Consider the following 23,237-nt stretch of genomic DNA (forward strand, 5'->3'; position numbering starts at 1 on the left):
CCGGGAGGCATGGCATATCCCCGTAGCCCCGGCGCACGAACCGACAGCGGATACCGCTGGCGCGTTATTCGCCCTGCGCAAGGCATTCGCTGCACGCGGAAGTATGCGGGCCCCGGCCGAACTGCCGGCCATCCCTCCAAGACTTGAACCGGGCCGCGCATTGGCCCAGTCTTGAGCCAGACGCCTTACCAAGACATCACAACAACAAGGATATCGTCATGTTCGAAATCACCGCTCACCCGGTGCCGGACGCCGTTCGCCAGCGTGCCTACCTCGACGAGGAGGACTACCAGCGCCTCTACCGCCAATCCATCGAACAACCGGACGTGTTCTGGGGCGAACAGGCCAAGGCCCTGCTCGACTGGTTCAAGCCCTGGCACTCCGTGCACCACGGCGACCTGGCCCGCGGCCAGGCCAGCTGGTTCAAGGGCGGCCAGCTCAACGTCGCCTACAACTGCATCGACCGCCACCTGGAACAGCGCGGCGAACAGGTCGCCATCATCTGGGAAGGCGACAACCCCGCCGAGTCCGCCCACATCACCTACCGCAAGCTGCACAGCCATGTCTGCCGCCTGGCCAACGTGCTCAAGAGCCGCGGCGTGGAGAAGGGCGACCGGGTGTGCATCTACATGCCGATGATCCCCGAGGCGGCCTATGCCATGCTGGCCTGCGCGCGCATCGGCGCCATCCACTCGGTGGTGTTCGGCGGCTTCTCGCCGGACTCCCTGCGCGACCGCATCCTCGACGCCGACTGCCGCACCGTGATCACCGCCGACGAAGGCGTGCGCGGCGGCAAGTACATCCCGCTCAAGCAGAACGTGGAAAAGGCCCTGCAGGACTGCCCGAACGTCTCCACCGTCGTGGTGGTGCAGCGCACCCAGGGCAAGGTGCCCTGGGTCGAGGGCCGCGACCTCTGGTACCACGAAGCCCTGCACGGCGTCAGCGAGGACTGCCCGCCGGAGCCCATGGACGCCGAGGACCCGCTGTTCATCCTCTACACCTCCGGCTCCACCGGCAAACCCAAGGGCGTGCTGCACACCACCGGCGGCTACCTGCTGGGCGCGGCCATGACGCACAAGTATGTGTTCGACTACCACGAGGGGGACATCTACTGGTGCACCGCCGACGTCGGCTGGGTCACCGGGCACAGCTATATCGTCTACGGCCCGCTGGCCAACGGCGCCACCACCCTGATGTTCGAGGGCGTGCCCAGCTACCCGGACGCCTCGCGCTTCTGGCAGGTGATCGACAAGCACCAGGTGAACATCTTCTACACCGCGCCCACCGCCATCCGCGCCCTGATGCGCGAAGGCGAGGAACCGGTGAAGAAGACCTCGCGCGCCAGCCTGCGCCTGCTCGGCTCGGTGGGCGAGCCGATCAACCCCGAGGCCTGGGAGTGGTACTACCACGTGGTCGGCGAGACGCGCTGCCCAATCGTCGACACCTGGTGGCAGACCGAGACCGGCAGCATCCTCATCACCCCGCTGCCCGGCGCCACCTCGCTCAAGCCCGGCTCGGCGACCCTGCCGTTCTTCGGTGTGCAGCCGGTGCTGCTGGACGAGCACGGCAAGGAGATCGACGGCCCCGGCGCCGGCGTGCTGGCGATCAAGGCCAGCTGGCCGAGCCAGATCCGCAGCATCTACGGCGACCACCAGCGCATGGTCGACACCTACTTCAAGCCCTATCCCGGCTACTACTTCACCGGCGACGGCGCGCGCCGCGACGAGGACGGCTACTACTGGATCACCGGGCGCGTCGACGACGTGATCAACGTCTCCGGCCACCGCATCGGCACCGCCGAGGTGGAAAGCGCCCTGGTGCTGCACGACGGCATCGCCGAGGCCGCGGTGGTGGGCTACCCCCACGACCTCAAGGGCCAGGGCATCTACGCCTTCGTCACGCCGATGAACGGCGTCGAGCCCAGCGAAGAGCTGAAGCAGGAGCTGCTGGCGGTGGTCAGCAAGGAGATCGGCAGCTTCGCCAAGCCGGAAGTGCTGCAGTGGGCGCCGGGCCTGCCGAAGACGCGTTCGGGCAAGATCATGCGGCGCATCCTGCGCAAGATCGCCTGCAACGAGCTGGACAACCTCGGCGACACCTCGACCCTCGCCGACCCCGGCGTGGTCCAGGGGCTGATCGACAATCGCCTCAACAGGTGAAGGGCGGCTGCAAGCTGCAAGCTGCAAGCTGCAAGCTGGAGAGCCTGCGGTTAAGCTAACCGTATGCACCACTTGTAGCTTGACGCTTGAGGCTTGCAGCTCCCCGTCATGGAAACCGTTCGCCGTCATATCGAAAGCCAGGTCCTGAGCCTGACCGGACTCGCCCTCGGGGGCGTCGATTTCGAATCCCCCAAGGGCGACCCGGGCCTGTTCGGCCCCGACTCGGCCTGCTGGAAAGTCCATGGCGACTTCAGCTCCATGCTCATCGGCGGCATCAGCGCCCTGCTCCTGCAGATGCTCCACCCCGCCGCCCTGGGCGGCGTCTGGGACCACTCCAACTTCCGCGCCGACATGCTCGGTCGCCTGCGCCGCACCGGCCAGTTCATCTCCACCACCACCTACGGCTCGGTGGCCGATGCCGAGAAGCTGATCGCCCGGGTGCGGCGCATCCACGACAACGTCAGCGGCACCCTGCCCGACGGCACCTTCTACTCGGCCAGCGATCCGGACCTGCTGACCTGGGTGCACGTCGCCGAGGTCAGCTGCTTCCTCAAGTCGCACCTGCGCTACCTGAACCCCGACCTGCCCGGCAGCGAGCAGGACCGCTACTACGACGAGATCGCCCTGGTCGCCGAGCGCCTGGGCGCCCGCGACGTGCCGCGCTCGCGCCTGGAGGTGGCCGAGTACCTGGAGCGCATGCGCCCCCAGCTGCACTACAACGAGCGTACCCGCGACGTGGTCGAGGTGCTGCTCGACGCCCCGGCGCCCAGCTCCCTGGCCAGGCCCTTCAGCGCCCTGATGATGCGCGCCGGCATCGACCTGCTGCCGGACTGGGCCGCCGACATGCTCGGCTTCTCCCTGCGCCCGCTGCAGCGCCAGCTGATCCGCGCCAGCGTGCGACGCAGTGTCCCACTGCTGCGCTGGGCCGTGCGCAACGGCTCGCTGCACCGCGCGCGCCGGCGCATGGGCCTGCCGCCGCTGCGCTGACCGGTCGATCCCGCGCCTGACTCAGCGGTTCGGAGAGTGGTCGGCGGCGCGCCGCCTGTGCAACCATGCCTGCTCGTTCGCCGCGGCCCGCGCCGCCCCATGCTGAGGATTCGTGTCATGCAAGATGTCGTCATAGTCGCTGCCACCCGCACCGCCATCGGCAGCTTCCAGGGTTCCCTGTCGGCCCTGCCGGCCCATGAGCTGGGCGCCGCGGTGATCCGCCGCCTGCTCGAACAGACCGGCGTGGCCGCCGAGGCGGTCGACGAAGTCATCCTCGGCCAGACCCTCACCGCCGGCGCCGGGCAGAACCCCGCGCGCCAGGCCGCCATCGCCGCCGGCCTGCCGAACAGCGTACCGGCGATGACCGTCAACAAGGTCTGCGGCTCGGGCCTCAAGGCCCTGCACCTGGCCGCCCAGGCCATCCGCTGCGGCGATGCCGAAGTGATCATCGCCGGCGGCCAGGAGAGCATGAGCCTGTCGCCCTACGTGCTGCCCAAGGCCCGCACCGGCCTGCGCATGGGCCACGCGCAACTGCTCGACAGCATGATCGTCGATGGCCTGTGGGACGCCTTCAACGACTACCACATGGGCATCACCGCCGAGAACCTGGTGGACAAGTACGACATCAGCCGCGAGGAACAGGACGCCTTCGCCGCCGAGTCCCAGCGCAAGGCCGCCGAGGCCATCGCCGCCGGGCGCTTCGAGGCGGAGATCACCCCCATCGAGATTCCCCAGCGCAAGGGCGAGCCGCTGCGCTTCGCCACCGACGAACAGGTCCGCGCCGGCACCAGCGCCGAGTCCCTGGCCAAGCTCAAGCCGGCGTTCAAGAAGGACGGCAGCGTCACCGCCGGCAACGCCTCCACCCTCAACGACGGCGCCGCCGCGGTGCTGCTGATGAGCGCCGCCAAGGCCGCCGAACTGGGCCTGCCGGTGCTGGCGCGCATCGCCGCCTACGCCAATGCCGGCGTCGACCCGGCGATCATGGGCATCGGCCCGGTGTCCGCCACCCGCCGCTGCCTGGACAAGGCCGGCTGGCAACTGGCCGAGCTGGACCTGATCGAGGCCAACGAAGCCTTCGCCGCGCAATCCCTGGCGGTGGGCAAGGAACTGGGCTGGGACGCCGCCAAGGTCAACGTCAACGGCGGCGCCATCGCCCTCGGCCACCCCATCGGCGCCTCGGGCTGCCGCGTGCTGGTCAGCCTGCTGCACGAAATGCTCCGCCGCGATGCGAAGAAGGGCCTCGCCACCCTCTGCATCGGCGGCGGCCAGGGCGTCGCGCTGGCCCTGCAGCGCTGAACCTCGCCGGGCGCGGCCGCAAGGTCGCGCCATCTGGGCTATCTTCATTGGGCGGATCGCGCCTTCAAGGATTGCCCATGAACAAACGCGTCATCGTGGTGGAGGATCACCCGGCCATGCGCCTGGCGATTCGCTCGCTGCTCGCCCAGGACCCCCAGTTCGAGATCGTCGGCGAGGCCGACGACGGCAACGCCGGGCTCAATCTGGTGCGCCAGCAGAAACCCGACCTGGTCATCCTCGACCTCAACCTGCCGGGCATGGACGGCATGGACCTGCTGGCGCGGGTGCACATCTTCGACGAGAACATCCGCCTGCTGGTGCTCAGCTCCCAGGACGAGCGGCTCTACGCCAACCGCGTGGAAGCCGCCGGCGGGCACGGCTTCGTCAGCAAGAACAAGGACACCGCGGCCATCCTCAACGCCGCGCGCATGCTGGTCGCCGGCTACCGCTGCTTCCCCGAGCGTCCCCTGGGCGCGCCCGGGCAGCCCGGCGACGACCCGGTGGCGGCGCTCACCCCGCGCGAGCTGGTGGTGCTGCGCAGCCTGGTGCGTGGCCTGAGCAACAAGCAGATCGCCGAGGAACTGTTCCTCAGCCAGAAGACCGTCAGCACCTACAAGACGCGCATCCTCGAGAAACTGCAGCTGAACAGCCTGGTGGACCTGGTGGAGTTCGCCCGCCAGCACAACCTGCAGGCCTGAGCACCGCGGCCGCGCTGCCACGGCTCAAGACTTGGAACTTTGCACGCGTGCCATACTCCGAGGTACGCCACGACGGAAAATGACTCCCGCTATGCCCAAAGGATTGATTCGCGCGATCGGCACCCTGGTGCTGCTGTTCCTCCTCTATTGCCTGCTGGGCTTCTTGATCCTCCCCGGCATCGCCCTGCGCGTGGCCAACCAGCAACTGGCCCAGTACGCCACCCTGCCCGCGCACATCGAGCGCATCGAACTCAACCCCTTCAGCCTGGAGCTGAACGTCTGGGGCCTGCGCATCGGCCAGCCCGGCCAGGAGCAGGTGGCCTTCGAGCGCCTGTACGCCAACCTGCAGCTCGACAGCCTGTGGACGCGCCAGCTGCACCTGGCCGACGTGCAACTGGACAAGCCCCATGGCGAAGTGGTGTTCGCCGAGGACGGCAGCCTCAACCTCAGCCGCCTGTTCAAGCTGCCGCCCAGCGAGCCCAAGCCCGAGCAGCCGGACAGCAAGCCCTTCCCGCTGCGCATCGAGCGCGTCGCCCTGAGCCAGGGCAGCGTGCACTTCCAGGACAACCGCCCGAGCGAGCAGGTGGATTTCGTCTTCAACCCGCTGGGCTTCGAGCTGCACAACCTCAGCACCCTGCCCGACAGCGGCGCGCAGATGACCCTGAGCGGCACCGGCCCCCACGGCGGCAAGGTCGACTGGAAGGGCGACCTCAGCCTGACTCCGCTCGCCTCCAGCGGCAGCCTGTCGATCCAGGGCATTCCGCTCAAGGCCTGGTGGCCCTACGTGCGCGACAACGCGCCGCTGGAGTTGCAGAAGGGCATCCTCAGCGTTGCCACCGAGTACAAGCTGGACCTGAGCAAGGACACCCAGCTGCAGTTGGAAAAGACCAGCGCCAACCTGCGTGACCTCGACCTCAAGAGCCCGGCCGGCAAGCCGCTGGTCACCCTGGCCAGCCTCGACGTGGCCGAGACCAGCCTGGACCTGGCCAAGCGCGAAGTGCTGGTCGGCCAGATCCGCAGCCAGGGCCTGGAAACCTGGGCGGCCCGCGAGAAGGACGGCCAGCTCGACTGGCAGAAACTCTTCGCCGACTTCCAGAAGCCCGCGCGCAAGCCGGCCCCTGCCCCTGCCGAACAGCCGGTGCCCACGGCCGATGCCGCGGCGAAACCCGCCGACGCCGGGGCCACTGCGGCCGCCAAGCCCGTAGCGGACGCGGCCAGCCCTGCGCCCGCCAAGACCGATGCGGCCCCGGCGGACAAGACCGAAACCCAGGCTGCGGCGAAGCCCGAGGCCAAACCTGAAGCAGAGGCCCAAGCCCAAGCCCAAGCCCAAGCCCAAGCCGACCAGGCTGCGGCCGCCGCCGACAAGCCGGCAAGCCCGCCGCCGGAACCGGCCAAGCCGACCGAGCCGCAGAAGCCCTGGCACGTGGTCCTGCGCGACACCCAGCTGCGCGGCTACAAGGTGCACCTGGCCGACCGCGTACCGGCCAGATCGGTGGCCCTGGATGTCGGCCCGCTGGACCTCGACCTGCAGGACCTCGACAGCTCGCTGACCCAGGCGCTGCAGCTCAAGCTCAAGACCGGCATCGGCAACCGCGGGCTGATCGAGGCCAGCGGCAGCGTCATCCCCAACCCCGTCAGCGCCAAGCTCAAGGTCGCCACCCGCGACATCGACCTGCGCCTGGCGCAGTCGTACCTGGAACCCTTCATCCGCCTGGAGCTGCGCAGCGGCTTCCTCGCCAGCAAGCTCGACGTCGACCTCAAGAGCACCGAGCCGCTGGCCTTCAGCGTCGGCGGCAGCGCCGAGGTCAGCCAGTTGCACACCCTGGACACCCTGAAGAACCGCGACTTCGTCAAATGGCAGAAGCTCACCCTCGACGGGCTGGCCTACAAGCATGGCGACAGCCTGGTGATCCAGAGCGTGTCCTTCGAGCAGCCCTACGCGCGCTTCATCATCAACGAGGACCGCAGCACCAACGTCAGCGAGCTGATCATCGCCCAGCCCGAACAGCCGGCGGCCAAGGGCGCCGCCAGCCCGGCCAAGGCCGGCAGCGACAAGCCCCTGGGCATCCACATCGGCGGCATCCGCATCAACGACGGCTCGGCCAACTTCGCCGACCTGACCCTGCGCCCGGACTTCGCCACCGCCATCCAGCAACTGGGCGGCGAGATCGGCACCCTCGACAACCGCAACCCGCAGCCGGCCAGCGTCGACATCAAGGGCAAGGTCGACAAGTACGCCCCGGTCACCATCAAGGGCAGCCTCAACCCCTTCTCGCCGCTAGAGAAGCTGGACATCGCCACCAGCTTCAAGCGCGTCGAGCTGACCACCCTGACGCCCTACTCCGGCAAGTTCGCCGGCTACCGCATCCGCAAGGGCCGGCTCAACCTCGACCTGCACTACCAGATCACCAAGGGCCAGTTGAAGGCCGACAACAAGGTGCTGGTGGAACACCTGCAGCTGGGCGAGAAGGTCGACAGCCCCGACGCCGTCGACCTGCCAGTGAAGCTGGCGGTGGCCCTGCTCAAGGACACCAACGGCAACATCGACATCCAGCTGCCGGTGGAAGGCGACCTGAACAACCCGCAGTTCAGCGTCATGCCCATCGTCTGGCAGACCCTGCGCAACCTGGTGCTGCGCGCCGTGCAGGCACCCTTCAAGTTCATCGCCGGCCTGGCCGCCGGTGGTGGCGACGAGGACCTGGGCAACGTGCCCTTCGCCGCGGGCTCCAGCGAGCTGACGCCCGCGGCGCAAGGCAACCTCGACAAGCTCGCCGCCGCGCTCAAGCAGCGCCCGGCGCTGAAGCTGGAAGTCGAGGGCGTGAGCGCCGCCGCGGCCGACGGCCCGCTGCTGGCCGAGCAGCGCCTGCAGCAGGAATTCCGCAGCAACTACTACAAGATGCTGCAGCGCCGCGGCGACAAGGTGCCCAGCGACGCCAGCCAGCTGGAGGTGCCGGAAGACCTGCAGCCGGCCCTGCTCGAAGGCATCTACCGCACGCGCCTGAAGAAACAGCCGCCGGCCGAGTGGCAGGAACTGGGCAAGGACGAGCGCACAGCCAAGCTGCGCCAGGCGGTGGTCGACTCCTGGAGCGGCAGCCAGTTGCTGCTGCGCAAGCTGGCCCAGGAGCGCGGCGCGCACATCAAGGACTATCTGGTCACCAAGGGCGGACTGGGGGATGATCGCATCTACCTGATCGACGTCAGCCAGGCCGAGGCGGACAAGGGCGGCGAGGTCGTCACCCAGCTCCACCTCGACAGCGAATGAGGCACGCCCAGATGAAGTCCCGTCCCCTGCTGGCCGGCGCCCTGCTGTTGGCCAGCGCCGGTGCCCAGGCCGACAGCATGCGCTGCGGCAGCGCCCTGGTCAGCGTCGGCGACCGCGCCTGGGAAGTGGAGCAGAAGTGCGGCGCGCCGGACCATCGCGACGACGTCGGCTACACCCTCGGCGGCTACGACCGCCGCGAGTTCAAGGTCGAGGAATGGGTGTACGGCCCGCGCAACGGCGCCACCTACATCCTCACCTTCGAAGCCAACCGCCTCAAGCGCATCGAATTCAAGCGCGACTGACCGCAGCGGAGCCGCCATGCGCCTGTTCGTCCTCCCCCTGCTGCTGCTCGCCGCCACCCCGGCGCTGGCCGACAGCCTGCGCTGCGGCAGCCGCCTGATCAGCAACGGCGACACCAGCAGCGACGTGCTCGAACGCTGCGGCCAACCGGTGGACCGTTCCTACCTGGGCAACCGCATCGTCGTCGGCGACTGGGGCCAGCGCGAGGAGGTGCGGGTGGAAGAATGGATCTACGGGCCCTGGAACGGCATGCTGTATTTCGTGCGCTTGCGCGGCAACCGCATCGACGCCATCCAGAGCAAGCGCAGCAACTGACAGACAGCGCCCAATGCCGGTGATAGTCTCGCGCCATCACCGCCAAGGACAGGTCGCCCATGCTCATCGTGCCCGCCGAACACCCGCTGGACTGGAAGAAGCCACCGCTGGTGACGCTGCTGCTGATCCTGCTCAACTGCCTGATCTTCTTCGTCTACCAGGGTGGCGACCGGGCCCGCCAGGAACAGGCCGTCGGCGTCTACCTGGAGCTGGACCTGCTGGGCCGCGAGCGCGCCCTGTTCGGCGAATCGCTGGCGCGCCGCGAGAAGCTGGACGACAACCAGAAGCGCGCCATCGAGGGCCTGCGCCGCCAGGACCTGGCCTGGCTGATCCTCCGCGACCTGGAGTTCGGCCATGAACTGCGCGGCCAGCCGGCCTTCCAGCAGGACCCGGCCTGGCAAGCCGCGCGGGCCAGCGCCGAGGCCGCGCGGGACCGCCTGAGTTCACTGCGCTTCGGCTTCATCCCCGCGCAATTCAGCCTGCAGGGGCTGTTCGGCTCCATGTTCCTGCACGGCGACTTCTGGCACCTGGCCGGCAACATGGTGTTCCTGTTCATCTTCGGCTTCGCCCTGGAAATCGCCCTGGGCCGCCTCAAGTACCTCGCCCTGTACCTGGTCAGCGGGCTCTGCTCCGGGCTGCTGTGGTGGGCGCTGGACCCGGTATGGGTCACCGGCATCGGCGCCTCCGGCGCCATCTCCGGGCTGATGGGCATGTACATCGGCGTCTACGGGTTGCGGCGCATCCGCTTCTTCTACTGGCTGGGGCCGCTGCTCGGCTACTTCAGCGCGCCGGCGCTGTGGATACTGCCGCTGTGGATGGGCAAGGAGCTCTACGGCCTGCTGCGCGCCGCCGACCATGTCAACTACTACGCCCACCTCGGCGGCCTGGCCTCGGGCTTCCTGCTGGTGTGGCTGCCGCGCAGCTTCGGGCGGCTGAAGGTCGACGAGGCCTACCTGGCCAAGGAAGACCCCGACGCCGCCTTCAAGCGCGACCTGGCCGCCCTCGACGCGCTGATCGGCCGCTTCGCCCTGGACCAGGCGGCGAGCCGCGGGCAGGACCTGCTGCAGCGCCACCCCGGGCGCCTGCTGCTGATCGAGCGCCTGTACGGCGTGGCTGTGTCCCGTCAGGACGCCGCGCTTCTCGGCGCCGTGCTCAAGCAGCTGTTCGCCCTGCCGCCGAGCGAGGCCGCAGCTCTGCTGCGCCGTCTGGCCGACGACAGCGCCGCGGAGAAACAGCGCCAGTTGGCCCACCCCGCGGTGCAGCTGCACCTGCTGCAACGGCTCCTGCAACTGGAAGACGGGCCGCGCGCCCTGGGTGCCTGGCGGCGCCTGGCGAAAAGCAGCCAGCACCCGGCGCAGCTGCCGCAGATGACGCTGCAACTGGCCAAGCGCCTCGGCGCCCAGCGCGACAGCCAGGGCCTGCGCGAGCTGGCGCAGTTCCTCCGCCAGCGCTACCCCGAAGCCGAGCAGACGCGGCAGCTGGCGCTCTACCAGCAGCAACTGGCGCGCTGACGAAAAGGTCCCGCCGGCTTGCGCCGGCGGGGCCCAGTGAAACCTCGCGCTGGATTACAGGCGGTCGCTGAAGTCGCGGACTTCCCGCTCCGCGCGGTCGCGGCTCCAGCCGTAGCGTTCCTGCAGCTTGCCGACCAGGTATTCGGCATGTCCGTCCGCCACTTGCAGGTCGTCGTCGGTCAGCTTGCCCCACTTTTCCTTCAGGGTGCCGGACAGCTGCTTCCACTTGCCCTTGATCACGTCGGAATTCATCACGCTATTCCTCGTTCGATGGGCAGGCCCGGCGCGAGCCGGGCCGCCATTGTCAGTCCACGGCCTTCAGGCCGTCGGCGGATACCGCCTTGACGCCCTTGATGCCCTTGGTGGTTTCGATCGCCAGGTCACGCTCGGCGTCGGTCTTCACGGTACCGGACAGGGAGACCACGCCCTGGTTGGTTTCCACCTTGATGCTGGTGCCGCTGATGTCCTTGTTGGCGATCAGGCTGGATTTCACCTTGCTGGTGATCCAGGTATCGGAAACCGCTTCCTCGGTCTTCTGCACGGTGTCATTCGCAGCGAGGGTCGTCGGTTGCGCGAACACCGGGCTGGCGAGCGAGAAGCTCAGGGCGGAAGCGGTGGCAGCGGCAAGGGCCAGTTTGCTGAAACGGTGTTTCATGGCGATCTCTCCTGTACTTTGCAAGGAACTGCGACCATGCCTGGCGGCAGTTTCACAAGGGATATCGCAAGCTCCGGGCCAGTTTTTCCGCGAAGGCTAATTCCTTTTAAATCAAACACCTAGCAAAATCGCCCGGGGCCCCTGGACCGGCAAATTGCACACTGGGGGCCAAGGCGCCGTGCAATTTGCACGGGCTAACCGCCCTGGCGGGCCATCTTCTCCAGCACCTGTTCCAGGCTGGCCACCTCGGCGAGCAACGGCGTGTCCGGGTAGCGCTGGCGGATGAACGCCAGCAGCTTGCCGGCCGGCTCCAGTTGCCCGAGGCCTTCGGCGAAGCCGCGCGCGGCCAGCAGGTACGCCCGCGGAATCTGCGGGTACTGCGGGAAGCGCTGGTGCAGGTTGCGCAGCAGACTCAGGGCCTCGCGGGCCTTGTGCCGCTGCAGCAGCACCTCGGCGATACGTTCGCACACCAGCGGGTCGTCCGGCAGGTAGTCGGCCTGCAACTGCCGGGCATTGAGCAGCGCGCCGGCCGCCAGTTGCGGGTTCAGCCGCGTCGCCAGGGGCAGGTAGTCCGCCAGGTGGGCCAGGCAGGCCTCGCGCTCGTTCAGCCCGTACAGCAGCTGGTGGTAGCGCTCGTTCAGGCGCAGGTCCTCGGGGTCCTGGCGCAGGGCCGCGGCCAGGGTTTCCACGGCGGCGCCGCCCTGCCCTTCCTTCACCCGCACCTCGGCCTCGGCCAGCGCCCTGCGCCGGCGCCATTCGGCCTCTGGGAAGCCCTGCACGAGGTCATCGCCGGCCACCGCGTAGCCCAGCGCGCCCTGGTACTGGAACACGGCGTAACCCATCATTGCGCACATCACCACGCCGAAGTAGCCGAGCAGCGCCACCATCACCGGCATCAGCACTACCTTGGGCAGGCCGAAGCCGAGCAGCCAGGCCAGGTAGTTCGGCGATTGCCAGAGGATGAACAGGAAGACGCAGAGGATCAGGTAGCGCCAACCCATGGCGCCGATCACCTGGCCGACCTCCACCGGGCTGAGCGCCGCGCCCAGGCTCTTGTCCAGGGCCAGGCGGATGATGCTGGCCGGCAACACCAGCACCAGGGCGACGTTCACCGCCCAGAACAGCGAGGGATTGTCGAAGTCCGCGGCCAGCCACAGCAGCACCGCGGCCACGACGAACACCGCCAGCTGGCGCAGGAAGGCGCCCAGGCTGGAGAGGTCGAAGGCCTCGCCCAGGCCGGGCGCATCGTTGCTGCCCAGGCTGACCACCTCGATGACGCTGTGCAGGTACTTGGTGGCCACGCTCAGCAGGGCCAGCCACAGCAGCAGCATGCTGGGCATGAACAGACTGGCCAGGGCCAGCGCCGCGGCGAACATCAGCGGGCCCGGTTGCAGGGCGTAGGCGAAGAACTTCGGCAGGCGCTCCCAGAACGGCTGGGCGCTGTTGGCCGCGCCCAGGTACTGCAGGCCATTGCGGCACAGCGGGCAGGCCGGGGCGTATTCCGGCGCGTCGGCGTTCAGCGGCACGCAGCAGTCGCCGTAGTGGCGCTGGCACGGCAGGCAGAACCAGGTGGCGGGCTGCGCCTGGTGGTAGTGGCAGTAATGCTTGTCCATCGGCCTGGCTGTCCTTGCGTGCTGGCGAGGCGCCATTTTCCAGGCAAAAAAAGAGGGCCCGCAAGGGGCCCTCTTTCATTTTGCTACCGCTTAGAACCTGTTCACGATCTCGCGAGCTAGAGCAGAACAAGGCGCAACGACCAACGGGAGTAACAGCCGAAGGCTGGCCCGAAGGGCGAGCGCAGCGAGTCAAACAGGCGAGGGAGCGCAGTTTAGTCCACTAAATGAGCATCACTCGCCTGTTTTTAACGCAGTTATGCCGACGCGCAGCAGATCGTGGGCAGGTTCTTAGACGCCGGAGGCTTCTGCGGCGGCTACATCCTTGATGGACAGCTTGATGCGGCCGCGGTTGTCGACGTCCAGAACCAGGACCTTGACTTCCTCGCCTTCCTTGAGCACGTCGGTGACCTTGTCGATGCGCTTGTCGCTGATCTGCGAGATGTGCACCAGACCGTCCTTGCCCGGCAGGATGTTGACGAAGGCGCCGAAGTCGACGATGCGCTCGACCTTGCCGACGTAGATCTTGCCGATCTCGGCTTCCGCGGTGATGCCCAGGACGCGCTGCTTGGCGGCCTCGGCGGCTTCCTTGGTTTCGCCGTAGATCTTCACGCTGCCGTCGTCCTCGATGTCGATCGAGGCCTTGGTCTCTTCGCAGATGCCGCGGATGGTGGCGCCGCCCTTGCCGATGACGTCGCGGATCTTGTCCGGATCGATCTTCATCGACAGCATGGTCGGGGCATTTTCCGACAGCTCGGCGCGCGGCTGGGCGATGACCTGGTTCATCTGGCCGAGGATGTTCAGACGCGCTTCCAGCGCCTGCTCCAGGGCGATCTCCATGATCTCTTCGGTGATGCCGTTGATCTTGATGTCCATCTGTAGGGCGGTGACGCCCTTGTCGGTACCGGCGACCTTGAAGTCCATGTCGCCCAGGTGGTCTTCGTCACCCAGGATGTCGGTCAGGACGGCGAACTTGTCACCTTCCTTGACCAGGCCCATGGCGATGCCGGCAACCGGAGCGCGAACCGGCACGCCGGCGTCCATCAGCGCCAGGGAGGCGCCGCACACGGAAGCCATGGAGCTGGAACCGTTGGATTCGGTGATCTCGGAAACCACGCGGATGGTGTAGGGGAACTCGTCCTGCGACGGCAGCATGGCGGCGACGCCACGACGGGCCAGGCGGCCGTGGCCGATTTCGCGACGGCCCGGGCTGCCCATGCGGCCGCACTCGCCCACCGAGAACGGCGGGAAGTTGTAGTGCAGCATGAACGGATCCTTGCGCTCGCCTTCGAGGGTGTCGAGCAGCTGGGCGTCACGGGCGGTGCCGAGGGTGGCGACGACCAGGGCCTGGGTTTCGCCACGGGTGAACAGGGCCGAGCCGTGGGTCTTGCCGAGCACGCCGACTTCGATCTTCAGCGGACGCACGGTGCGGGTGTCGCGACCGTCGATACGCGGCTTGCCGTTGACGATGTTCTCGCGAACGGTGCGGTATTCCAGCAGGCCGAATACGTCCTTGACCTCACCGGCCGGGTACTGGCCTTCGCCTTCGCCGGCGAACCTGGCGACGATCTCGTCGCGCAGGGCGTCCAGGGCCGCGTAGCGATCCTGCTTGATGGTGATGGTGTAGGCATCGGAGATAGCCGCGCCGAACTCGGCCTTGATGGCCTCGACCAGGGCGGTGTTCTCGGCCGGGGCGCTCCAGTTCCAGCTCGGCTTTCCGGCTTCGGTAGCCAGCTCGGCGACGGCGCGGATGACTGCCTGGAACTCTTCATGGGCGTACAGCACGGCGCCCAGCATCTGGTCTTCGGTCAGCTCGTCGGCTTCGGACTCGACCATCAGCACGGCGTCGGAGGTGCCGGCCACGACCATATCGAGGCTGGAGCTCTGCAGTTGCTCGTAGGTCGGGTTGAGGATGTAGCCGACTTCCGGGTGGAAGCCGACACGGGCGGCGCCGATCGGGCCGGCGAAGGGAATGCCGGAGATCGCCAGGGCGGCGGAGGTGCCGATCATGGCGGCGATGTCCGGATCGGTCTTCTTGCCGGTGGAAACGACGGTGCAGACGACCTGCACTTCGTTCATGAAGCCTTCGGGGAACAGCGGGCGGATCGGACGATCGATCAGGCGCGAGGTCAGGGTTTCCTTCTCGGAAGGACGACCTTCACGCTTGAAGAAACCACCGGGGATGCGGCCGGCTGCGTAGGTCTTTTCCTGGTAGTGCACGGACAGCGGGAAGAAGCCCTTGTTCGGGTCGGCCTGCTTGGCACCCACGACGGTGACCAGCACGGTGACGTCGTCCATGGTGACCAGCACGGCGCCGGTGGCCTGGCGGGCGATGCGGCCAGTCTCGAGGGTTACGGTCGATTGACCGAACTGGAATTTCTTGGTTACCGGGTTCACGGTGTCTTTACCTTCACTTAGTTGCCTTGGGGGAAATCGTGGAAATGCCGGGAGTCGGACCCGATGACATTCCCTAAAAAGCGAGAAGCCGGGAGCCCGAAGCCAACGGCCGGTTTGCACCGACCGTCGACCCCAGACTCCCAGCTTCCCACTTCAGGCTTGCCGTCTTAGCGACGCAGGCCCAGGCGACCGATCAGGGCGCTGTAACGAGCAGTGTCCTTGTTCTTCAGGTAGTCCAGCAGCTTGCGGCGCTGGTTGACCATGCGGATCAGGCCACGACGGGAGTGGTGGTCTTTGCCGTTGGCCTTGAAGTGGTCCTGCAGCTTGTTGATGTTGGCGGACAGCAGGGCAACCTGCACTTCCGGGGAACCGGTGTCGCCTTCAGCTTGCTTGTACTCGTTTACGATCTGGGCTTTCTCTTGGACGCTCAGTGCCATGATGGGCTTTCCTCTGAGGTAACAGGCCAGGGACTTTTCCCTGTGTTCATAAAGGAGGTGTGACCGTGCCTGTTGACAGCCACCCTCGGGTTTCCGGCCTTACGACCGAATCAGTCGACGCGGCGCGATGCGCCCGTCGTCGGTCACTTCACCGATACCGATGAAGCGACCTTCGTGATCCTGTACCCGCAGCATGCCGAACTTCGGTGCCTCGGGTGCGCGTACCGGCTGCCCGTGCAGCCAGTAGTAGGCGCTGTGCTCGGACAGCTGCAGCAGCGGCCAGTGCTCCAGGCCGGCGTCCACCGGCAGCAGGAAGCGGTCGAGGGCCTCGTTGCCGCCCTCGGCATGGACCTGCACCAGTTCCTCCAGCGTCACCGCCTGGGCCAGGCCGAAGGGGCCCGCCTGGGTGCGGCGCAGCGCAGCCACGTGGGCTCCGCAGCCCAGCTCGCGGCCGATGTCCTCGACCAGGGTGCGGATATAGGTGCCCTTGCTGCAGGAAACGGCCAGGGTGGCGCAAGGCGCCTCGAAGGCCAGCAGATCCAAGCGCGCAATAGTAACAGAACGCGCCTCGCGCTCCACTACCTCTCCTGCGCGGGCCAACTTGTACAGCGGCTGGCCGTCCTTCTTCAGTGCCGAATACATCGGCGGCACCTGCTCTATCTCGCCGCGGAAGCGCGGCAGCAGGGCCTCCAGGGCCTCCCGACCGACGGTCACCTGGCGTTCCTCGAGCACTTCGCCCTCGGCGTCGCCGGTGGTGGTGGTGACGCCCAGCTGGGCCACGGTCTCGTAGCCCTTGTCGGCATCCAGCAGGTACTGGGAGAACTTGGTGGCCTCGCCGAAGCACAGCGGCAGCACGCCGGTGGCCAGGGGGTCGAGGCTGCCGGTGTGCCCGGCCTTTTCCGCATTGAGCAGCCAGCGCACCTTCTGCAGGGCCTGGTTGGAGCTCATGCCGCGCGGCTTGTCGAGCACCAGCACACCGTTGACCGCACGGCGGATACGTTTCACCTGGGCCACGCCTTACTCCTCGGAACCGCCACCGTGACGACGGTCTTCCGCCACCGCCCGCTCGATCAGCGCCGACAGCTCGGCACCGCGGCGGATGCTGGCGTCATAGCTGAAATGCAGCTGCGGCACGGTGCGCAGCTTCATCGCCTTGCCCAGGTGCATGCGCAGGAAGCCGGCAGCGTCGTTGAGGATCGAGACGTTCTGCTTGATCAGCTCGGCGTTGTCGTCCTGCCCCATCACGGTGATGAACACCTTGGCGTGGGACAGGTCGCGCGCCACGTCGACGCCAGTGATGGTCACCAGGCCCAGGCGCGGGTCCTTGACCTCGCGCTGGATCAGCAGCGCCAGTTCGCGCTGCATCTGATCGCCGATACGTTGGGTACGGCTGTACTCTTTTGCCATTTTCCTAACCTGCTTCCGGTGGCCCATGGGCACCGGACGAATAAGCGGCAAACGCCCGGATCAGCAAGGCTGACCCGGGCGCTGCGTTTACGCTCGTCGGCCCTTACAGGGTACGAGCGACTTCGACCTTCTCGAACACTTCGATCTTGTCGCCGACGCGGACGTCGTTGTAGCTCTTCACGCCGATACCGCACTCCATGCCGGCACGGACTTCGGCCACGTCGTCCTTGAAGCGGCGCAGCGATTCCAGCTCGCCTTCGAAGATCACCACGTCGTCGCGCAGTACGCGGATCGGACGGTTGCGGTGCACCAGGCCCTCGGTGACCATGCAGCCGGCGACCGCGCCGAACTTCGGCGAACGGAACACGTCACGCACTTCGGCGATACCCAGGATGTTCTCGCGGACATCGCTGCCGAGCATGCCGGTCAGGGCCTTCTTGACGTCTTCGATGATGTCGTAGATCACGTTGTAGTAACGCATGTCCAGGCCTTCGGCCTCGACGATCTTGCGCGCACCGGCGTCGGCACGGACGTTGAAGCCGAACAGCACCGCATTGGAGGCCAGCGCCAGGTTGGCATCGGATTCGGTGATGCCACCGACGCCGCCGCCGACCACGCGGACCTGCACTTCTTCGTTGCCCAGGCCGCTGAGCGAGCCCTGCAGGGCTTCCAGAGAACCACGCACGTCGGCCTTGAGGACGATGTTGAGGGTCTTCTTCTCTTCCTGGCCCATGTTCTCGAAGATGTTTTCCAGCTTGGCCGACTGCTGGCGAGCCAGCTTGACCTCGCGGAACTTGCCCTGGCGGAACAGCGCGACTTCGCGGGCCTTCTTCTCGTCGGCGACCACGGTCACTTCGTCACCGGCGTCCGGCGTGCCGTCCAGGCCGAGGATTTCGACCGGGATGGACGGGCCAGCTTCCTTGATCGGTTTGCCGTTCTCGTCGAGCATGGCGCGCACGCGGCCGTAGTTCACGCCGCAGAGGATCATGTCGCCCTGGCGCAGGGTACCGTCCTGAACCAGCACGGTGGCTACCGGGCCACGGCCCTTGTCCAGGCGCGATTCGACCACCACGCCACGGCCGGGGGCCGACGGGGTGGCTTTGAGTTCCAGGACTTCGGCCTGCAGCAGCACGGCTTCGAGCAGCTCGTCGACACCGGTACCCATCTTCGCCGAGACCGGCACGAAGGGTGCGTCGCCGCCCCACTCTTCCGGGATCACGTCGAGCGCGGCCAGGCCATTCTTGATGTTGTCCGGGTTGGCGTCGGGCTTGTCGATCTTGTTGATCGCGACCACGATCGGCACGCCAGCGGCTTTCGCGTGCTGGACGGCTTCCTGGGTCTGCGGCATCACGCCGTCGTCGGCCGCCACCACCAGGATGACGATGTCGGTCGCCTGGGCGCCACGGGCACGCATCGCGGTGAACGCGGCGTGGCCGGGGGTGTCGAGGAAGGTGACCATGCCGCGGTCGGTTTCCACGTGGTAGGCGCCGATGTGCTGGGTGATGCCGCCGGCTTCGCCCGCGGCCACCTTGGCACGGCGGATGTAGTCGAGCAGCGAGGTCTTGCCGTGGTCGACGTGACCCATCACGGTCACTACCGGCGCACGGGCTACCGCCTCGCCTTCGAACTTCAGCGACTCGGCCAGTTGCTCTTCCAGGGCGTTCTCGCTGACCAGCTTGACCTTGTGGCCGAGTTCCTCGGCGATCAGCTGGGCGGTCTCCTGGTCGAGCACCTGGTTGATGGTCACCGGGGTGCCCATCTTGAACATGAACTTGACGACTTCGGCGCCCTTCACCGACATCTGCTGGGCCAGCTCAGCAACTGTGATGGTCTCGCCGATACTCACTTCACGCACAATCGGTCCTGTCGGGCTCTGGAACCCGTGCTGGTTACGCTTCTTCAGCTTCGCCTTGCCGCGACCGCCGCCACGACGACCGAAACTGTCATCGTCATCCACGCCGGAGCGGACAACGCGCGGAGCGGTGGTCTTTTCCTTTTCCTTGATCGACGGGCGATGCTGGGCGTGCTTGCGATCGCGACGCTCGTCTTCCTCTTCGCGCTTCGGCGGACGGCGTACTTCGGCTTCCTTCTTGCGCTCCTCGCCAGCAGCCGGAGCGGCGGCGGGCGCGACAGGCGCAGCAGCCGGAGCCTCGGCAGCGACAGCAGGCGCCGCCGGCTGGGGAGCCTGTTCAGGCTGGCGACGGGCCGCTTCCTCGGCCTGACGGCGGGCGTCGGCTTCAGCCTTCTGACGGGCTTCTTCCTCGGCCTTCACGCGAGCCGCTTCTTCGGCGGCGCGCTGCTCTTCCAGCTCGCGCTGGCGCTCGGCCTCGATCTCGTCGGGGCTGCGCTTGACGTAGGTCTTCTTCTTGCGGACCTCGACGCTCACCGTCTTGCTGCCGGCCACCCGCAGGGTGGAGGTGGTCTTACGCTGCAGGGTGATCTTGCGCGGTTCTTCCAGGCGATCGCCGTGGCTACCCTTGAGGTGCGCCAGCAGAGCCTGCTTTTCGTTGTCGGTCACTACCTGCTCGGCACTGCTGTGCGGCAGGCCCGCCTCGCGCATCTGCTGCAGCAGGCGCTCGACCGGCGTATCGACCGTTTTGGCCAGTTCTTTCACCGTGACTTGCGTCATGCATTTCTCTCCTCAGGCCGCGAATGCTTACTCGAACCAATGGGCCCGGGCGGCCATGATCAACTTGCCGGCACGCTCTTCGTCCATGCCGTCGATGTCGAGCAGGTCGTCGATCGACTGCTCGGCAAGATCTTCACGGGTGGTTACGCCACGCAGCACCAGGTCCAAGGCCAGCTCTTTGGTCATGCCATCGAGGCTGAGCAGGTCTTCGGCCGGTTGCGCGTCGGCAAGTTTTTCCTCGGTCGCGATGGCTTTGGTCAACAGACGGTCCTTGGCGCGCGAGCGCAGCTCGTTGACGATGTCTTCGTCAAAGCCGTCGATGTTGAGCATCTCTTCCATCGGTACGTAGGCGATTTCTTCCAGGGTGGTGAAGCCTTCCTCGACCAGCACCTGGGCCAGTTCCTCGTCGACATCCAGCTCGTCGACGAAGCGCTGCAGGATGTCGCCGGTCTCGGCCTGCTGCTTGGCCTGGATGTCGGCCTCGGTCATCACGTTCAGCGTCCAGCCGGTCAGTTGGCTGGCCAGACGGACGTTCTGGCCGCTGCGGCCGATGGCCTGGGCCAGGTTGTCCTCGGCGACGGCGATATCCATGGTGTGGGTATCTTCGTCGACGATGATCGCCGCCACTTCGGCCGGGGCCATGGCGTTGATCACGAATTGCGCGGGGTTGTCGTCCCACAGGACGATGTCCACGCGCTCGCCGCCCAGTTCGCCGGACACGGCCTGGACGCGCGAACCGCGCATGCCGATGCAGGCGCCCTGCGGGTCGATGCGCTTGTCCTTGGAGCGGACCGCGATCTTGGCGCGCGAGCCCGGGTCACGGGCAGCGGCCATGACATCGATCAGTTGCTCGGCGATTTCCGGCACTTCGATGCGGAACAGCTCGACCAGCATCTCCGGCGCGGTGCGCGAGAGGACCAGTTGCGGGCCGCGGTTCTCGCTGCGGATTTCCTTGAGCAGGGCACGCACGCGGGTGCCGACGCGGAAGGTTTCGCGCGGGATGATCTGGTCGCGGGCCAGCAGCGCTTCGGCGTTGTTGCCCAGGTCGACGATGACGTTGTCGCGGGTGACCTTCTTGACGGTGCCGGAGATGATCTCGCCGACCTTCTCGCGGTAGGCGTCGACCACCTGGGCGCGCTCGGCCTCGCGGACCTTCTGCACGATGACCTGCTTGGCGGTCTGGGCGGCGATGCGGCCGAACTCGATGGACTCGATCTTCTCTTCGATGACGTCGCCGGCCTTGGTGCCCGGATGGCTTTCCTGCACGTCTTCGACGGTCAGCTCGGCGGCCGGGTTGGAGTAGTCTTCGTCCTCGACCACGGTCCAGCGACGGAAGGTGTCGTAGTTACCGTTGGTGCGGTTGATCTGCACGCGCAGGTCGACCTCGTCCTCGAAACGCTTCTTGGTGGCGGTCGCCAGAGCCAGTTCCAGCGCCTCGAAAATCACGCCGGGCGGTACACCCTTCTCGTTGGATACCGACTCAACAACCAGCAGTACTTCTTTGCTCATCGTACGCCTCGCCTTTCAATCCATTGGAATCCGCTTGATCCGCGGCTCACTCAAATCGGGGAATGATGTTGGCCTTATCGATCGAATCGATCGGCAGCAGGTATTCATGGTCATCCACCAGGACCACCACGTCCTGCTCCTCCACACCGCGGAGGACGCCCTGGAAGTTGCGGCGTCGCTCGAAGGGCACGCGCAACTTGATCTTCACTTGCTCGCCAACGTAGCGGGCGAACTGCTCGAGGGTGAACAGCGGGCGGTCCATACCCGGGGAGGAAACTTCCAGGGTGTATTCGCCGCTGATCGGGTCCTCGACGTCGAGCACGCCGCTGACCTGACGACTGACCGTCTCGCAGTCCTCGATCAGGATGCCGTCGGGCTTGTCGATATAGACCCTCAGCAGGGAATGACGTCCCTGGGACAGGAACTCGAGGCCCCAGCACTCGTAGCCGAGCGCCTCTACCACAGGGGCCAGCAAGGCCTGCAACTGTTCTAGCTTGCTCGACACCTGATCGCCTCGCGTATGCCGTAGAAACGAAAAATGGGCGAAACGCCCATCCCTAAAGGACCGCCCAGCAACGGCGGCGCGGACTGTCCAGCTAGCAAAAAGCCCCTGAAAAGGGGCTCTGCCATAACTGGTTGCGGGAGCTGGATTTGAACCAACGACCTTCGGGTTATGAGCCCGACGAGCTACCAGACTGCTCCATCCCGCGTCAAAGCTGGTGCGAAATTATACGGTTACACCCTATCCAGGTCAACCGACGCACCGGAAACGAAAGCCCCGCATGCGGGGCTTCGTATATGGTACCGAGGAGGGGACTCGAACCCCTACAGCCTATGGCCACTACCACCTCAAGGTAGCGTGTCTACCAATTCCACCACCTCGGCAAAAACCTTTGCCTTACTTCTGCTCAGGAGCTGCCGGAACGTCACCGTTGCCAGCTGCTGGGGCTTGTTGCTGCCCCTGGGTCGCCGGCACGTCGGAGGTTGCCGGGACCTTCTCCTGCTTCTGCTCCATCACTGCCGGATCAGGAAGTCCGATGTGACGTATCATATCAGCTTTTTCTTTAGCGAAATACGCTAAACCCAAGCTGGTAATGAAAAAAACTGCAGCCAGTACAGCAGTAAAACGACTGAGGAAGGTTGCGGAACCCTGGCTACCGAAAACGGTACCCGAAGCACCAGCGCCAAAGGAGGCACCGGCATCCGCACCCTTGCCATGCTGAAGCAGGACCAGTACAACCAGACCCAGCGCCATCAGCAGGTGAATCACGATTACAACTGTTTCCAGCATCTTCAGCTTCCCGCGGCGCGACAGATCGCACCGAACTCATCCGCATTCAGGGAGGCGCCACCAATCAGCCCCCCATCGATGTCCGGCATGCCGAACAGCTCGACCGCATTCGCCGCCTTGACGCTACCGCCATACAGCAAGCGAACTCCGCGGGCGACCTCGGCATTCTCCGCCGCCAATTGCGCACGGATGGCCGCATGTACTTCCTGAGCCTGCTCGGGCGAAGCGGTCAGCCCCGTCCCGATGGCCCATACGGGCTCGTAAGCCACTACGGCGCGGGAGAAAGCCCCGACGCCCAAATCCTCTATCACCGAACCCAGCTGGCGCCCCACGACCTCGAGGGTCTTGCCGGCTTCGCGCTGCTCGCGGGTCTCACCCACGCACAACACCGGAACCAGACCACAGGATTGCGCCGCCGCGAACTTGCGACCGATGACCTCGTCGCTTTCGCCCAGGACCTGGCGGCGCTCGGAGTGCCCCACCAGAACCAGGGAACAACCGGCATCGACCAGTTGGCTGGCAGCAATCTCACCCGTGAGGGCACCCTGCATCGGTTCGACCGCGCAATTCTGCGCACCAACCGCAACCGACTTGCCATCCAGCCCTTGCAGGACCTGGTTGATGTACAGACAGGGCGGCAGAACCGCCACGTCGACACCTGTAGGCAGAGCCAGTTGTCGCAAGCCTTTGATCAGCTCCGCAACACTGGAGCGGGTACCGTGCATTTTCCAGTTCCCGGCCACTAAGGGTCGACGCATGCTGTACCTCGCTGAGCAA

20 protein-coding genes and 2 tRNA genes are annotated in these 23,237 nt (G+C 66.5%); 8 read left to right on the top strand and 14 right to left on the bottom strand.

What is annotated here, in order from left to right; translation table 11 throughout:
- Positions 1-218 precede the first annotated feature (218 nt).
- The 8 genes from acs to ACTWJ5_RS27515 all read left to right on the top strand — a co-directional run bounded on the left by acs (position 219) and on the right by ACTWJ5_RS27515 (position 10,525).
- A complete protein-coding gene (acs, locus tag ACTWJ5_RS27480; protein WP_249918757.1) occupies positions 219-2,156 on the top strand; it encodes an acetate--CoA ligase in 1,938 nt (645 codons plus the stop codon).
- A 108-nt stretch (positions 2,157-2,264) separates the two neighbouring features.
- The gene (locus ACTWJ5_RS27485) at positions 2,265-3,143 is read left to right on the top strand and encodes an oxygenase MpaB family protein (RefSeq protein ID WP_249918756.1); all 879 of its coding nucleotides are present in this window, start codon (positions 2,265-2,267) and stop codon (positions 3,141-3,143) included.
- A 117-nt stretch (positions 3,144-3,260) separates the two neighbouring features.
- Entirely contained in the window at positions 3,261-4,439 is a 1,179-nt protein-coding gene (locus tag ACTWJ5_RS27490; protein WP_444436923.1) for an acetyl-CoA C-acetyltransferase, read from the top strand.
- Between the two features lie 77 nt (positions 4,440-4,516).
- Complete coding sequence (locus ACTWJ5_RS27495) at positions 4,517-5,137, top strand: response regulator transcription factor (RefSeq protein ID WP_253411232.1); 621 nt, start codon at positions 4,517-4,519, stop codon at positions 5,135-5,137.
- Positions 5,138-5,228: 91 nt separating this feature from the next.
- Positions 5,229-8,399, top strand: coding sequence for a DUF748 domain-containing protein (locus ACTWJ5_RS27500; RefSeq protein ID WP_444436924.1), 3,171 nt, complete (start codon positions 5,229-5,231; stop codon positions 8,397-8,399).
- A gap of 11 nt (positions 8,400-8,410) precedes the next feature.
- Entirely contained in the window at positions 8,411-8,701 is a 291-nt protein-coding gene (locus ACTWJ5_RS27505; RefSeq protein ID WP_444436925.1) for a DUF2845 domain-containing protein, read from the top strand.
- Between the two features lie 16 nt (positions 8,702-8,717).
- Complete coding sequence (locus tag ACTWJ5_RS27510; protein ID WP_444436926.1) at positions 8,718-9,014, top strand: DUF2845 domain-containing protein; 297 nt, start codon at positions 8,718-8,720, stop codon at positions 9,012-9,014.
- 59 nt (positions 9,015-9,073) lie between these two features.
- On the top strand, positions 9,074-10,525 hold the full coding sequence (locus ACTWJ5_RS27515; RefSeq protein ID WP_444436927.1) for a rhomboid family intramembrane serine protease: 1,452 nt from the start codon (positions 9,074-9,076) through the stop codon (positions 10,523-10,525).
- 54 nt (positions 10,526-10,579) lie between these two features.
- On the opposite strand, the gene ACTWJ5_RS27520 is transcribed toward ACTWJ5_RS27515, so the two are convergent.
- The 14 genes from ACTWJ5_RS27520 to tpiA all read right to left on the bottom strand — a co-directional run bounded on the left by ACTWJ5_RS27520 (position 10,580) and on the right by tpiA (position 23,218).
- Positions 10,580-10,777: a CsbD family protein gene (locus tag ACTWJ5_RS27520; protein WP_061562801.1), complete on the bottom strand. Its 198-nt coding sequence runs from the start codon at positions 10,775-10,777 to the stop codon at positions 10,580-10,582.
- A gap of 52 nt (positions 10,778-10,829) precedes the next feature.
- Positions 10,830-11,180 carry a BON domain-containing protein gene (locus ACTWJ5_RS27525; RefSeq protein WP_009613032.1) on the bottom strand — a complete coding sequence of 117 codons (351 nt, stop codon included), beginning with the start codon at positions 11,178-11,180 and terminating at the stop codon, positions 10,830-10,832.
- Positions 11,181-11,374: 194 nt separating this feature from the next.
- Entirely contained in the window at positions 11,375-12,793 is a 1,419-nt protein-coding gene (locus ACTWJ5_RS27530; protein WP_444436928.1) for a hypothetical protein, read from the bottom strand.
- Between the two features lie 288 nt (positions 12,794-13,081).
- Positions 13,082-15,187 (bottom strand): polyribonucleotide nucleotidyltransferase, encoded by a 2,106-nt coding sequence (gene pnp, locus ACTWJ5_RS27535; RefSeq protein WP_116425865.1) that lies wholly within the window; start codon positions 15,185-15,187, stop codon positions 13,082-13,084.
- A 167-nt stretch (positions 15,188-15,354) separates the two neighbouring features.
- The gene (rpsO, locus tag ACTWJ5_RS27540; RefSeq protein WP_009613036.1) at positions 15,355-15,624 is read right to left on the bottom strand and encodes a 30S ribosomal protein S15; all 270 of its coding nucleotides are present in this window, start codon (positions 15,622-15,624) and stop codon (positions 15,355-15,357) included.
- Positions 15,625-15,723: 99 nt separating this feature from the next.
- Complete coding sequence (gene truB / locus ACTWJ5_RS27545; RefSeq protein ID WP_069863297.1) at positions 15,724-16,638, bottom strand: tRNA pseudouridine(55) synthase TruB; 915 nt, start codon at positions 16,636-16,638, stop codon at positions 15,724-15,726.
- Between the two features lie 3 nt (positions 16,639-16,641).
- A complete protein-coding gene (gene rbfA, locus ACTWJ5_RS27550) occupies positions 16,642-17,031 on the bottom strand; it encodes a 30S ribosome-binding factor RbfA (RefSeq protein WP_074981341.1) in 390 nt (129 codons plus the stop codon).
- 103 nt (positions 17,032-17,134) lie between these two features.
- Positions 17,135-19,660: a translation initiation factor IF-2 gene (infB, locus tag ACTWJ5_RS27555; protein ID WP_444436929.1), complete on the bottom strand. Its 2,526-nt coding sequence runs from the start codon at positions 19,658-19,660 to the stop codon at positions 17,135-17,137.
- Positions 19,661-19,687: 27 nt separating this feature from the next.
- The gene (gene nusA / locus ACTWJ5_RS27560) at positions 19,688-21,169 is read right to left on the bottom strand and encodes a transcription termination factor NusA (protein ID WP_074981337.1); all 1,482 of its coding nucleotides are present in this window, start codon (positions 21,167-21,169) and stop codon (positions 19,688-19,690) included.
- A gap of 46 nt (positions 21,170-21,215) precedes the next feature.
- Complete coding sequence (gene rimP / locus ACTWJ5_RS27565; RefSeq protein WP_444436931.1) at positions 21,216-21,674, bottom strand: ribosome maturation factor RimP; 459 nt, start codon at positions 21,672-21,674, stop codon at positions 21,216-21,218.
- Between the two features lie 128 nt (positions 21,675-21,802).
- Positions 21,803-21,879: transfer RNA gene (locus ACTWJ5_RS27570), tRNA-Met, on the bottom strand.
- Between the two features lie 89 nt (positions 21,880-21,968).
- A tRNA-Leu gene (locus ACTWJ5_RS27575) sits at positions 21,969-22,054 on the bottom strand.
- Positions 22,055-22,067: 13 nt separating this feature from the next.
- Positions 22,068-22,460, bottom strand: coding sequence for a preprotein translocase subunit SecG (gene secG, locus ACTWJ5_RS27580; RefSeq protein WP_074981335.1), 393 nt, complete (start codon positions 22,458-22,460; stop codon positions 22,068-22,070).
- A 2-nt stretch (positions 22,461-22,462) separates the two neighbouring features.
- On the bottom strand, positions 22,463-23,218 hold the full coding sequence (tpiA, locus tag ACTWJ5_RS27585) for a triose-phosphate isomerase (protein ID WP_444436932.1): 756 nt from the start codon (positions 23,216-23,218) through the stop codon (positions 22,463-22,465).
- Positions 23,219-23,237 lie beyond the last annotated feature (19 nt).

This window comes from Pseudomonas sp. A6 (assembly GCF_052367875.1).
In the GTDB taxonomy this organism is placed as follows: domain Bacteria; phylum Pseudomonadota; class Gammaproteobacteria; order Pseudomonadales; family Pseudomonadaceae; genus Pseudomonas; species Pseudomonas citronellolis.

Coding starts and splice junctions, on each gene's coding strand:
- rbfA (WP_074981341.1), bottom strand. CDS start 17,031: ATGGCAAAAGAGTACAGCCGTACCCAACGTATCGGCGATCAGATGCAG.
- ACTWJ5_RS27500 (WP_444436924.1), top strand. CDS start 5,229: ATGCCCAAAGGATTGATTCGCGCGATCGGCACCCTGGTGCTGCTGTTC.
- ACTWJ5_RS27495 (WP_253411232.1), top strand. CDS start 4,517: ATGAACAAACGCGTCATCGTGGTGGAGGATCACCCGGCCATGCGCCTG.
- tpiA (WP_444436932.1), bottom strand. CDS start 23,218: ATGCGTCGACCCTTAGTGGCCGGGAACTGGAAAATGCACGGTACCCGC.
- ACTWJ5_RS27515 (WP_444436927.1), top strand. CDS start 9,074: ATGCTCATCGTGCCCGCCGAACACCCGCTGGACTGGAAGAAGCCACCG.
- ACTWJ5_RS27530 (WP_444436928.1), bottom strand. CDS start 12,793: ATGGACAAGCATTACTGCCACTACCACCAGGCGCAGCCCGCCACCTGG.
- ACTWJ5_RS27510 (WP_444436926.1), top strand. CDS start 8,718: ATGCGCCTGTTCGTCCTCCCCCTGCTGCTGCTCGCCGCCACCCCGGCG.
- ACTWJ5_RS27505 (WP_444436925.1), top strand. CDS start 8,411: ATGAAGTCCCGTCCCCTGCTGGCCGGCGCCCTGCTGTTGGCCAGCGCC.
- ACTWJ5_RS27525 (WP_009613032.1), bottom strand. CDS start 11,180: ATGAAACACCGTTTCAGCAAACTGGCCCTTGCCGCTGCCACCGCTTCC.
- rpsO (WP_009613036.1), bottom strand. CDS start 15,624: ATGGCACTGAGCGTCCAAGAGAAAGCCCAGATCGTAAACGAGTACAAG.
- infB (WP_444436929.1), bottom strand. CDS start 19,660: ATGACGCAAGTCACGGTGAAAGAACTGGCCAAAACGGTCGATACGCCG.
- ACTWJ5_RS27485 (WP_249918756.1), top strand. CDS start 2,265: ATGGAAACCGTTCGCCGTCATATCGAAAGCCAGGTCCTGAGCCTGACC.
- ACTWJ5_RS27490 (WP_444436923.1), top strand. CDS start 3,261: ATGCAAGATGTCGTCATAGTCGCTGCCACCCGCACCGCCATCGGCAGC.
- secG (WP_074981335.1), bottom strand. CDS start 22,460: ATGCTGGAAACAGTTGTAATCGTGATTCACCTGCTGATGGCGCTGGGT.
- nusA (WP_074981337.1), bottom strand. CDS start 21,169: ATGAGCAAAGAAGTACTGCTGGTTGTTGAGTCGGTATCCAACGAGAAG.
- acs (WP_249918757.1), top strand. CDS start 219: ATGTTCGAAATCACCGCTCACCCGGTGCCGGACGCCGTTCGCCAGCGT.
- ACTWJ5_RS27520 (WP_061562801.1), bottom strand. CDS start 10,777: ATGAATTCCGACGTGATCAAGGGCAAGTGGAAGCAGCTGTCCGGCACC.